Source organism: Flagellimonas amphidinii, assembly GCF_013090115.1.
GTDB classification, from domain to species: domain Bacteria; phylum Bacteroidota; class Bacteroidia; order Flavobacteriales; family Flavobacteriaceae; genus Flagellimonas; species Flagellimonas amphidinii.
This window is the reverse complement of the sequence record NZ_JABFNN010000027.1, coordinates 30,173-44,491: the sequence shown is the minus strand read 5'-3', so window position 1 is coordinate 44,491 and position 14,319 is coordinate 30,173. Positions and strand designations below refer to the sequence as shown.

2 protein-coding genes are annotated in these 14,319 nt (G+C 41.8%); both read right to left on the bottom strand.

Annotated features, from left to right (window positions below; translation table 11 throughout):
* Positions 1-17: 17 nt before the first annotated feature.
* Entirely contained in the window at positions 18-8,858 is an 8,841-nt protein-coding gene (locus tag HJC33_RS04775; RefSeq protein WP_171657663.1) for a T9SS type B sorting domain-containing protein, read from the bottom strand.
* Positions 8,761-14,319, bottom strand: coding sequence for a DUF11 domain-containing protein (locus tag HJC33_RS04770; protein ID WP_171657662.1), 5,559 nt, complete (start codon positions 14,317-14,319; stop codon positions 8,761-8,763). The genes HJC33_RS04775 and HJC33_RS04770 overlap by 98 nt, the downstream gene beginning before the upstream one ends.

The window sequence follows — 14,319 nt, the reverse complement described above, 5'->3', positions numbered from 1 at the left end:
TCAGTAGGGGTTATGCGTCAGTTTCGATATAAAGTGAAATGGCCAATAAATTCTCGATCATCTGTTTCGCCTTGCAGCTTGATTATGTACCAATAATCACCTGTAGGCAATTCTTTGCTGTTATAAAAACCATCCCAGCCACTATCACCATATTCCATGCGATAGAGTTCTCTACCATAACGATCAAAAATGATCATTAGTACGTTAGGGAAGGCTTCTAAATTATTTGGTAACCACCTATCATTCATCCCATCTCCATCTGGAGTGAAGAAGTTAGGCATCTCAATATCAATGAATTCCATGAATATTTCCATGGTTACCTCACAACCATTCTGGTCTACAACAGTTACAGGATAAGTATCTGTTCTATTTATAATGAATGTATTGTCTGTTCCATTGTCCACATCACCGAAATAAAATGTGTAATCTTCCAATCCTCCAGTAGCTACCGCGGTTATTTCATTGATGTTATTATTTTGCAGTTCCAAGGTCAAAGGCTCAAATGCTTGAATGGCAAAATCAACAGTATTGATACACCCATTGGAATGGGCAATGGTCAAGAAGTGATCACCTGGAGCAATATTGGTAAAGTCTGATGACAATTGCATATCAGCAGGGTCTGTTGAATCCAAAGCATATAGTACATCTGATACCACACTAGTGTCTTCAAATACTACACTTAAGGAGTTAGTGGGCAGAATTCCAGAACAAGCATACATTGGAGTAACGGTCGCCTCTAAATTTACACCAGGGTTGATTTCCACAAAAACGGTAGTCTCACAACCTTGAGCATCTCTAACAAATACGACATGGGTTCCCGCAGTAAGATTCTGAAATGCAATTTGATCCTGAACAAAATCTGCATCAAGGTTAGAATCCAAAGCAGTTTGGTATGGAGCAGTACCTCCGGTTATATTCAATTCAAATGCTCCATCAGCACTATTAAAACAAACTTCGTGCATTACATTAATGGCTTCAGCTTGCAAAGGCTCTGGTTGAAGAATTTCAAACTGGAATGTTTCAAAACAACCATTTCTATCTTGGGCAATTACATCGTAGATACCTGGAGCCAAATCTGTAAATGTATTCACAGTATCAAACTGGTCAAGGTTTGGTGTAATGGCATAGAATATTTCACCTGTACCACCAGATACCTCAACAGTAATAATACCATCATCAAGACCTGCACAAGTTACATCGGTAGACTCTGCTCTGTCTATTTGTAATGGGGTTGGATCAACAATTACTATTTCAGGGGATACCTCCACACAATCTTGGCTGGTCACCCTTACATAATAACTTCCTGCAATCAAACTATTAAATGTTCCATCAGTTTGAGGACCATTGACCAAATTGGTCAGTGCGGCATCACTAAAGAGTTCGTAACTATAATTGCCCAAACCGCCAGTGGCTTCAGCGATAATAGTTGCTGAAGGTTCTCCAGTACAATTGATCATAGCTGCTGAATCGTCTATGGCAATGGTCAATGCGGGAACGGCATCAATGTTTACTTGGTTAGAGATTTGTGCTTCGCAACCGAAGGAATCCCTAACATAATATTGATACACACCGGCTCCAACTGTAAACGTATGTGTATTACCTCCATTCATTGGAACATAAACAACACCATCCACACTAAACTCATAAGGTCCGGTTCCTCCTGTAGCTGTCAACTCTGTTTCTGCTTGATTGGTACAGGTCATTGCACTGACTTCTATTAAAGAAGCCATTACATCTGTAGGTTCTGAGATGGTGACCTGAATGGTTTCCACACCACAATTCCATCCGTCAGAAACCGTAACACTATAGATGCCAGCACCTAAATTGTCGAATGCCGGGTTGCTTTGTGCTCCAGAGGTAAATATTATAGTTGTACCCGTTGGGTCATAGCTGTTTAATTGATATTGATATACGCCTTCTCCGCCGCTAACCGAGTGCGCCCAAACCGTTGCGTTGGTGTCTCCATAACATGTTAAGGTGGTTGGAGTTGCATCGATATCTGCAGTGATTGGGTCTGGGTCTACCAAGTTTACGTTTGGTAATTGGTATTGACATCCTCCTTGATCGGCCACCCAAACTTGGTAATCCGTACCTGCTCCAGTTCCACCAGAAAGACCAGTGAACAATGAAGAGGATTGATAGCTTCCAGGATAGGTCGGTGCAGGATTCGAGGCTAAATCCACAAAATATGTATAGCCCCCCCATCCACCGGTAGGATTGATAATCTCTATAGTTCCATCACTAAGGAGACAGGTAACAGGAGTTACTTCTGCAGGATTTACCGTTAATGGCATATCTGGAGATGCAATTGTGATTGTGTTAGAATCTTCTATACACAAAGGATTTGCTGTTTCGGTTATTCGAACAAAGTAATTACCGCCAGAGAAACCTGTGATGGTCAAAGGATTGGTAGCGGTGTTACCGGAACCACTGGTTCCGGTAGTGGTACCATCAGCATTGAACACTTCATAGTCATAAGTTCCTGTATATCCCGTAATATTGATTTGAAGCGCTCCATTGGCATCTCCAAAACAAATGGCAGGTGCGGTGGCAGTAGCCACTACTTCAATCAAGTCATAAGGCAAGATTTCATATGGATTAGTATCTACGTAACAGCCTGTATTGGTGTCGGTTACTCTAAAGGTATAATTCCCAGGAGCTGTCAATTCAAAAGTTGCAGTCACATTGGTGGGTGTACTTGTTTGAGCGCCTAATGGATTTCCGACAGGTAATAGTTCAAATGTATAGACATTGCCCGGGTTACCGTCATCGGTCACAGTCAACAATACTTCCTCAGGGTTAGCGCAACTTATAGCAACATTTTGTGTTACTGCCACGGTAAATGTGTTGATAGGCTGAATAACAACTGCATCGTTATCAGCACAAGAATTTGCATCAGTAACAAAAACGGTAATGTTTTGAACTGCTCCCGTATCCAACACATCAAAAGTGTTTGAAGTTTGGAAATTGACATTATCAATACTGTACAGGTATGGGCCTGTTCCACCTGAAGCCGTAACTGTAATGGTCGAAGTGTTAACCGTATTATTAGGATTACAAACAAAGGTTGTTGCTGAAGAGGAAACACTCAAAGCGGTAGGCTCCGTAACTGTTTGATCAAAGAAATCCTCACAAGCCCTTGAAGAAATCACACGTACACGGTAATCATCTGCAGGTAGGTTGTCAAATATAGGACTGGTCTGTGCAAATCGGTATGGAGTTACCAAATTGGACATTTGGTACAACTCATACGTATATACTGGATCGGCAATAGAAGCAGGATCAAGTTCTACGCTCAAACTACCATCTGACCCTCCATTACAATTAACCGGATCTTCAACAACATTGGCAATAACAGGATCTACTTTATCATCCAATTCCTGTGTTACAACAACGGTACATGGGGTAACTGTGTTACCATCTGTTATTGTGAAGGTGTAAATTCCAGGCTGTGTAAGTCCAGTAAACACACCTGTGGTATTATTAGCTGTCGTAAGCCCATCAGGGAATAAGACATCATAGGTAAGGTTGGCAGAACCACCTGTTACATTGATGGTAACATGTCCTCCTGGATCCAAGGTACAATCAATAGGTTTCACAACAGTAGGAGTAGCAACCATGGCATTTGTTAGTACAACAGTACCTATGGTTGTTGTACAGGACCATTGATCGGCGATTAATACTTGGTATGAACCAGCACCTAGACCAGAGAATACCGTACTGGTTTGAGGAGAACCTACATTGGAACCATCTCTGATCAGTTGATAGGTATAATTGCTATTTTGACCACCAGTTGTTCCAACCACTTCAATTTCTCCTTGAAGGTCTGTACAATTTTCTTGGTTAATTTGAAGCGTAGCAGTAATTGGGCTTGGATCAACCAAGTTTACATTGGCCAATTGGAATTCACAACCAAATTGATCAGCTACCCAAACCTGGTAGTCAGTACCTGCCCCTGATCCACCGGCAAGACCGGAGAATAAAGGAGATGCTTGGTAACTTCCAGGATAGGTTGGTATTGGATTTGAAGCCAAATCCACAAAGTAGGTATATCCTCCCCATCCGCCGGCAGCATTGATGATTTCTATAGCTCCGTCACCAAGGGCACAGGTCACAGGTGTAACTTGCGTGCTTGCTGAGATTCCTACACTTGGACCATTAATTGTAAATGCAATACCATACACACAAGCTGAGCCTGGTGGATTAGTATCTGTGACTTCAACATAGTATATTCCCGCAGCGAGTCCGGAGATGGTAAAATTGCCATCTGCATCTGTACCTGTAGAGGTAACATCATCACCCAAGTTGCTAGGTGTGTTGTTGATATCATAATAAAGTGTATAACTTGTGGCACTTGCATAAGTAACACTTCCTGCATCCTGAAGATCCAATTCAACAGAACCATTGGTATTTCCAAAACAAGTAATATCCGTGGTGTTTACCACGATTAAATCCAACACTTCTGGGTCTGCTACGGTATGGGATGTTGCAATGATACAGCCAGTAACCGTATTTCTTACTTCAAAATTATGTGTTCCTATGGCCAGTCCTGTATAGCTTCCAGATGCTTGGAATGTACCAGAAGGCAATAATCTGAATTCATAATTTGCTGGAGAAGTGGTTGAATTTGTTATTGATCCTGTTGCAGTAATGGTAATGTCTTCTCCTGCTACACAAGTTGCTGCAGCATCAATGGCAATACTTGTAGATAGCAGCTCATCAAAAGGATTAATAGTTGTAGTAGTAGATCCAGCACAACCATTGTCATCATAAATATTGATAGTATAACTTCCTCCAGAGGTGTTGGTTTCAATATAAACATTATTGGCTCCGGATTGAACCACAACATCATCACCGGTGGCTAGAGTTCCCTGATCATTGATAAATTCATAAATCACATAAGTGCCACTTCCTCCGGTAATGGATGCAGTGTCCACAGTGATAGTTGCATTGTCCATGTTGTTTCCAGCAGAACAACCAAACTCAACTACACTTGCATTGACGTTAGCAATCACATCAGGTTCGCTGATGGTTTGCGTTAATGTGGTTGTACAACCATTTGCTGCAGTAACCTGAACAGTATATGTTATTCCGGCCGCCGAACCTTCAAGTCCACTAAAGGTGGCTGTTGTTGAATTGTTTGAGGTAGGTGCAATAGGGAAAGTTGCAGAACTACCAGGGCCTGAAATAATTGCAAAAGTATAAGGTCCCGTACCACTGTCAAGAGCACTTACCAGAATGGTTCCATCATCATCTCCGTGACAGGTAGCATCTGTAAAGGAATCGATACTGAAAGAGGGTATAATGGCAGGGGGAACTGACACATTAAATACCCTTGAACATTCAGGTGATGCAGTGTTATTATCAAAAATTGTTATTATATAGTCTTCTGCTGTTGAGGTGATGAAAACAAACGGGTCACTTGGCAGAGCTGTTCTGGCAACTACTGTTCCGGTTCCATCAACAACTTGATAATCATAACTTCCAGATCCTGAAAGGATATCTATGGTAATTTCTGCATCCGGGCTTACGGAACAATCCAACAACTTGGTCAAGGCCACGGTAGCTTCGAGCACGGGATGAACTGTTATAGTACTTGTATCGGTACAGCCATTGCTATCTAGAATAGCTACATTGTATAGACCTGCTGCAATATTATTGAATACACCACCATTATCTTCATAAGTGGCACCACCATCCAAAGAATAGAAAATTTGGGCAGCTCCACTTGATGCTGTTATGGTAACCGTTGCCGGATCACTACAGTTGTCAACAGCAATAGCATCTATAGTAGGGTTCGGTGTTAATGTTAAGGCTACAGAGCCCAATGGCATTGAACAACCATATTGGTCTTCTATGCTTACATTATAATTTCCTGCTGGTGAGTTCGCTGGAATTTCAATGGGGTTGTCCGAAGTAGCCGTAATTGTGGTAAACGGAGCTGGTCCAGAAACGGTGTAGAAATAAGTGCCGCCGCCACCTAGAGGATTTTGTACTTGAATCAATCCTGGAGTATCACAGCTTATATCCTGCAATACAGTTGGGGTTCCACTCAAAGGGTCCAATTCTTCCAACAATTCATTCTCTGTAGCGCCCACACAGCTGTCTATACCTCCATCAACTTCGGTTACTTCAATGAAATAGTTTCCAGGAGCAAGACCAGTAATAGTTACATCTTGTGGAGATGTGTATGGAACGTTTCCACCACTGTTTGTTATGGCAACAGCAGCACCAGAGGACATATCATAAAGTGTCCATCTAAATTCGGTTCCAAAAGGAGCTTGATTATCCGTTACGGTATATGTGATACTACCGTTATTTGACCCATTACAACTAGGGGTAATTGAAGAGGTAATCTCTAAAGGAACCGTAATAATGTCGTTTACATTAACGTTACTCTGTCTTACACATCCTGCATTATCCCTCACATAGAAGGTGTAGGTTCTACCGGGAACGAGACCAAGAAAAGTATGTGTAACGCCCAATGCCAATGGTGCGGTCCATGTAGCCGTTACCGGATCAAAATTAGCTGGATCGTCGGAATACGTATATTCATAAGGAGCGGTTCCGTTCTGACCTCTTACGGTTACTTGAAGTTCATTACAGTTAACCACGATTGGCAAAATGGTAATATCCAGATCATCCAATGGGTAAGGGATGATAAATTGAGGTAAATCTGTTTGACAAATAGTGTTTCCTAGACCATCTATTGTTCTCATGGAAGGATTAACAACATCACCAGAATTATATCCTGTAAATTGGTCTGTGGTTCCTGGCACGGAGTTATCCCCAATCCATGTTGCGCCCCCATCAGCACTGAATTCAATGGTTCCTAAAGTAGTAGGATAACCAGAGAACCCAAATCCGAAGTCACTGGCCAATCCAGTACAGGTGGCAGGTGTAATACCCGCAACAGTACCGGTAAGTTCATCGGGATTATTTATGGTTATCGGAGTATCGGTCACTGTACAGCCTGTTGCGTCCGTTACATTGATGGTGTAATCGCCAGGCATTAGATTGAAATATGTTCTACTTGTTACCAGAACATTAGTGTTTGTTTGGTCTGAAGCTCCTGCATTGTCCAAATCAATAATTTGAATAGTGTAAGGACTGATTCCAGAAGTGATGTTCACCAAAATAGAACCCGTCCCATCATGACATTCTGGATCTGTTGGTGTTGTGGTAATCGTAAGCGGAGTAGCAGGACTGATAGTCACCGTTTCTACATATTCACAATAAGGTGAAGTAGCTGAATTATCCCTTACATAAACATCATAATCTCCATCGTTACCCGCAGTAACTGTAAATGTATTTGTGGTAGAAAACAGACCGGTTGGGCTGGTTGTTGTTGGAACAAAAGCATATTCCAAATTAGGAACACCGCCAGAAGCAGTAACGCTAATACTTCCATCTGCACAAGTACTAATATCGACAACACTTACTGAAGCAACCAAAGCATCATTGATGGTCACATTTTGAAGTGTACCTGTACAACCTAACCCATCTCTTACATTTATGGTATAATTTCCAGCAGCTAAACCAGAAAAAGTATGTGTTGTAGCGGTTGCAGGTGTTGGTGTTATCCATGGACCTCCATTTAGGCTGAATTGATAATCATTATTTCCAGCAGTTATATCGACTTGGATGGTACCATCATTGCTACCACTGTAACATGCCGTAGGCGTAGTTGTAAAAGTGATAGGAGTTGGGGCAACTACAGTTAAAGCTGTATCAATAGGGTCTTCACAAAGATTGGTGTCTCGCACTCTAACGATATAATCCCCTGCTGCAAGTCCAGTAAAGATGTTAGAAAACTGATAAGCAGTAACAATACCGCCAACACCATCTTCCAATTGATATTCATAAGCTGGAGTACCACCTGTTGCAGATGCCGTGATGGTGGCACCACCATTGGTACAGGTCATTATATTAGTGATTGAAGCTGAGGCAACCACAGCATTTGGTTCGGAAAGTGTTTGATTTAGGTTAACACTACAGCTGTTGTCCAATACATCCCGAACTTCTATGGTATAGTTTCCAGCGGTAAGACCAGATAATGTTATAGGACTTGAAGTTTGTGGAGCAGAGAATCCTCCCCCATTCACTTGATACTCAAAGCCATTTACAGTATCAAAATTATCTACTTCAAAAGTGATGGAACCATCAGCCCCTGAATTACAAGTAATATCATTAAAGGCAGTAATGTTTGAATCAAAAGCGTGACCGTCTTCAATATTGACATCTACTGTTAATGAGCTGGCACAGACCTCTGGATTTTGAATGGCCATAATATTGTCAATTACAACATCATTGCCTCCTGTTGCAACTGCAATGGTTCTTATTACAATATCAATGTTTGAATTTGCCCCAGGGTTAAGCGTAATACTTCTTGTATCCCATATGTTTGGATCAGTTGTTTTTGGTATTAGTCCGGTTGCTAAACTGGCAATGACAGTACCAAAAGGATCCACCAATTCAATTTCCAAGTTTGGGTCTGCACCGGAAGAACCTACATATTTGAGGTTAAAAATGTCTAGTGATACCGTAACATCTCTATTCGGAATTATTTCTATGTTTCGTTTCGCATAAACAATACCACCAACACCAGCAACACCTCCAACGTTAATTGCCAGGTATCTTCCATCAGCAACACCAGATTGTTCATTCGGAACAAGCCAAGTATATGGGTTGACTATGGTATTTGCTACAGAATACTCTCCATCTTGGATATGGGTATCTGTTCCGAAAGATGGGCATGAGCTAGGACTTCCATCTTGAGGCTCGAAGCAAAATAATGGGTCTATTTCTGGAATTGCTGTTGGTGAACCAACACCAAAAATCTTCCAAGAGTAGAACACTTGGAGAAGGTGGAATGTTACTTGTATAGTTTACCGTTATGGTGTGTGATCCAACGGTTACATCATTGAATACATTGGAAGTTGCGGGGGTATTGGCCGTTCCATCCAATTCATAGGTATAATCAAAGTCTGTACTGCTTGGTGTCATGGTTACAGTACCCTCACCGTCACATTCGTAATCAATTGTGGCGGTAACAACTGGAGCAGTAGGTTCTGGCTCTACAGTTACAGTCATGGGGAACGTACACAAATTAGCATCTCTGATGTATACCGTGTGTGTTCCAGGCAATAAATATCCTATTGGGCTTGCAACATAGTTGGTTCCTCCATCAAAACTGTATTCGTAAGGTGCTGTTCCTCCAATAGCATTGGTTATTCTTACCTCAGCCCCAATTCCAGGATTACATTCGGCCAGTTCGGTAACAGCGGCCGAAGCTGATAAAGTCAATGGCTCCGTAATACTATAGAGCTGACTTATGTCACAATTGTTAGCATCACGAACCCTAATGGTATAGGTTCCAGCGGCTTGGTTCACAAAACTGTTGGAAGACTGATAGGTTGTTCCATTGTCAATACTGTATTCATATGGAGCTTCACCACCAGATGCCGTGATAGTAATTGTAGCTTGAGCTTCACCGCTACACAGGATTCCGGTATCTGAAATGGATAATGACAATGCTGGATCTTGGGCAATAGTAATATCGTAAGAAGCTTCACAGAAACCCGCACTACCGTTGTTATCTCTTACATAAACATCATAATCACCAGTTGCATTAACTGTTACTGGGTTTGTAGTTGAGAAATCCCCCGGTGTAGGAGTAACACCATTTGCAACAACGGCATAAACATAATTACCATCGCCACCGGCCGCCGTAATATCAATATCCGTATCTGTTGCACAAGCATGAATGTTAGGTGCTGACGCGACAACGCTTAATTCTGAATTTATGGTAATTGAAGCAGAGTCTGTACAATCATTACCATCCCTAACATCTATGGTGTAGGTTCCTGCGGTTAATCCCGCGAAGACATTAGTTGCTCCAAATGGCCCTCCATTAAGACTGTATTCATAGTTGCCATCACCACCAGACGTTACGTTTGCCGTAAGCGTTAATCCTACAGCATCATCAAAACAAGTATCATTGGGCACAATGTTCAAAACAGGAGGTGCTGCAGCGCTTAGTGTAAATGTGGTTGTAGCGACACAACCATTGGAATCTTCAACTTGTGCGGTATACAAACCAGTCTGTGTTAGCCCCGTGAAAGTTCCGGTGCTATTGGTTCCAAAGACCGAAGCATCCGGATTGGTCAAGGTGAAGGTGTTGCCCCCCCAACCTCCGGTTGAACTTACTGTTACAGACCCATCAGCAACACAAGTTGGTTGTGTTTCCGAAGCACTTATGGTCAATGCAGCAGTTGGAGCATTGATGGTTACACTAGCGGTATCTGTACAATTTGTTACATTATCGGTTACGGTGATGGTGTAGGTGCCATCGTCCAATCCTGTTAAAGATATAGTACCATTGGTTTCGTTGGTTCCAGAAAAAGTGGCAGGACCAGTTACTGAATAGTTGTAATTGGTATTGAAGTCAGTTATCGTGAATAACAATTCGCCATCTGTGTCATCAAAACAGGTTATGTTACTGATCAATTGTCCCGTAACATTAATTTCTGATACTGGATTTATAGTGAACGACTCATCATACGTACAACCTTTGGCATCTGTAACCCTAAAGGTGTATGTTCCCGGGGCTAGCCCATCAAAATCTGCGGTGTTTCCCGTGGTTGAGGTTGCTGCTACTGGAGCTGGCGCAATGATTTCAAGTACAAAAGGAGTATTACCATCCACAACAGTTACCGTAACATCTGAAGTGAAAGCAGGGCAGTTGGGCGCTGTTGCTGTAAAGGTTAAATCCGAAGGTGGATTTAATGGGTCAATTGTGATGGTATTGGTTGTAAACGTACAATTGTTGGCATCCCTAATGGTTATGGCATAGGAACCATTGGTCAAATTGGAAAAAGTTTCTGCACCAACTCCGTTAACAAAGTTTACGCCGTCTATGCTATACTCATATGGGGCCGTACCGCCTGTAATATTTTGTGCTTCAATAATGCCGTTTTGCAAACAGGTATAATCTTGAAGAAGCACGGCGTTGCCACTAATTCCGGAAGTTGGACCACCGATGGTGTAACTTTCAAAATAATCACAAGAAGCACTACCCTTTCTTTGGTTTAAGCGAATTGTGTAATCGCCCTGTGCTAGATTAGTAAATGTTCCTGATGTGTTTGTGGCAATCTCGACACCATTGGAATCAATCAAGAAAAAGGTCACTTGATACCCATTTGTACTGATCATGTTGAAAGAAATGGTTCCATCTTCATAACCAAAACATGTTTCGTCGGTACTTGCTGTAGTATAATCTACAGCGGGTTCAAAATAAATGGTCACGGTATTGGAAAATGCATAACAGTTATTTCTGTCCACAACCACGAAGGTATAATCTCCGGGGTCTAGGATATCAAAAATTACACTTGTCTGGTATTCGCTTGCCGGAATATCATTTACAGAAGGATAGGAGGTTATTGTTGTTCCGCTTTCATTCACGTAAGACCAAATAGCATAGGTGTGCGGAGTTTGCCCACCGGTAGATTCCATCTGAATATTACCCTCTCGACAGGTAATGTGTTGCGAAACCCTAGCTTCCAAATCAAGGTCTGTTAAATCATTGATAGTCACTTGTTCTGTGTAGGAACAGCCATCGTCGGTAGTAACCAATACATCATATACGCCATCATTTAGATTCTCAAAGGTGTAGTTGTTGTCATTGGAAGGGCCAAAGGTGTCCACTGTTGTACCTCCTTGGGATATTTCGTAATAATACTGGGGCTCTACGTTGAGCACAGAAATTGCTATCTCACCCAGACCATTGCAGTCTGTGTCTTGTGGGATAACATCTACTTGAAAACCCCTTTCCAAGATTCCAATATTATCCAACACAAACACACAACCATCAGTTACTCCCTGCTGACGCATTTCAATGGTATAAGCACCGTTGGAGGTGATATCGAAACTAGGATTTGAATTATAAGGAACTAACACAGTGCTTGTTGTTTGATCTATAAGTCTAAACTCATAGTTCAATGGCATGTTGGTCACAGTAATGTTTCCGTCTGTGTTACAGATGATATCCCTACTGGTGTATTGTGGGTCTAGTGGATTTTTATAGATATTGAAATAAAATCTGGTGAAACAACCATTCAAATAGTTGATAACAATTCTGTATTGACCAGAATCTGAAGCTAAAAAGTCGTTTCCGGTATCCACATTATTCCATGTACAAGCATTGTTGGTATTGGCACAATCTTGGGTTGAAGCCGCACAACTTGCCTCGTCCAATTGTTGCCATTCAATACTAACTGCATCTGGAATGTTCACTTGTATCAATTCTGTATCGTTCAATCCACACAAGAAGATCTCGGGCAGTTCACTACCGTCATTCGGACAAACTACGATTTCACCATCCACGGTATTGGAAGTGTCATTGATAAGCGCAGTGATGGGGTTGGATTGTGTGGCCCCAAAAAGTTCTACAGTAATGATTTCCTGAAAACCCTTACAAGGGTCTGCAACCTCTTTATCAACAATATAGGTTCCTACATCGCTGACCAAAAGGGTACTTGGGTCACTATCTGGATCACCATCTGTGATCACAGTGTCACCGGCATCAATAAGACCATCTCCGTTGTTATCCAAATACCAAGTATAGGCATCAAAATTGTTTCCAGCATCCAATAAAACGTCATCACCACAAAGCTGAACTGTTCTTGAGAAATCACAGTTTTCAAGGTCATCCAATAGGAAATTGGTGGCACCTGGGGTTGTGAACCCACAGTTATCAAAATCGGAAACGCTGGGGTCATCCGTAATCTGGTTATTATTGATTACCCCTTCATAGGTAGAGTAGGCCAAATTTTCAATTTGGTCGGTACAAGCATCAATAAAATCAAAACAGTTGGACGCCACTTGTACCCTCATCCTTATTTCAGCAATGGGATCTCCCTCCTCTACCAGATTGTCCGGTATGGTAAAGACAATTTCCCTAGTGGCAGCATCGTAAACATATGTTACTCCTGCAGGCGCAGAAATACTGGCCTCCTGTAACGTTGTGTTTATGGGAAGCACATCTCGAATGGTATAATTAGTGGCGTCATCGTTTCCATTGTTCACGAAAGACAGCACATAATCTAAAAGCTGGCCTAGATTTACACCAGCACCGGTTATATCATTACCTCCAATATCTTCAACCCGCTTTTCCAAAACAATGTTCGGCTCAATGATTTCCACATTGAAAGAGTTGAAGAAAGGATAGTATTGGTCACCACTTGAGGTGAACCGGAAAGTTGCGTCTGTTTCACTGTTTGGAATAACAGCGTTGGCCGGATTACTCAATAAGAAAATATCGGTATCGTATCCTAGTGTGTTAACACTGTTTACATCTCGGTTGGTGGTTACAACACCATCTAACGTGATATTACTGTTAAAAAAGTTGTTGGATGGGTTGGTGGCATTGCTAATAGTTGTAAAAGACCCATTGCTGGCAGCCCTGATTCTTGCTTGATCACCTGTAATTCTATTATCACCTTCCAAAGCAGCAACACCAATATTTGCGTTCACAGGACCCGCAGGAATGGTATTGAAACCACTATAATTGATATCTACATTTGGATTAGAGCTGTTTACGCGTGCAAATCCATCAAATGTTGTGATTAATTTACCTGTTAAGGTTGGATTTTCATACACGATAATCAAGGTCCAACCCGCAGAAGCACCCCCCCCTGGAGAAAGTGAACCCGTTACTGAGCGTACGTTGGCCACGGTATAATCTCCTTCAGGATTTGCAAGAGCTGTTACTAAAGAGGTTACATCAGCATAGCAAGCGTAAGGGCTATTCTGACGCATGGATGAATCACCACTTGTGAAGCCATCGTATAAAATATCATCAGCGGTAATATCTACATAGGAACCACCAGGAACCATAAACTTTACTTGGTTAAAATCATTTTGTCTATTGGTTCCTACTGATTGTCCTGCCTGCTCACTCGGGTAGGTTCCTGCCCAATACAATCCCGCATACCTTATAAGACTACAGTTTGCTTCTGCATAAGCAAAAGTTGCCCTACTGGAACTAAATGTTGTTGGGTCACTATCAATATCAACATATTGCATGTCGAACCAGTCATTATAAGTGGAAGAACTTCCAGTTGTATTGTATGGGTCTTCAGGTTCTGTAGAACTTGTACCTCCATCCCTGTTTACAATATTGTTGGCTATAAAAGTTAAATCGCCTTTGATATTGTTCTGATAACGAATATCAAAGGAGTTATATTCTTGAGAATAACCCGCAAAAGTAAGCAGGCCTATTCCTAGGCAAATGGCGGCTTTTAGTATGCGATTGGTCAT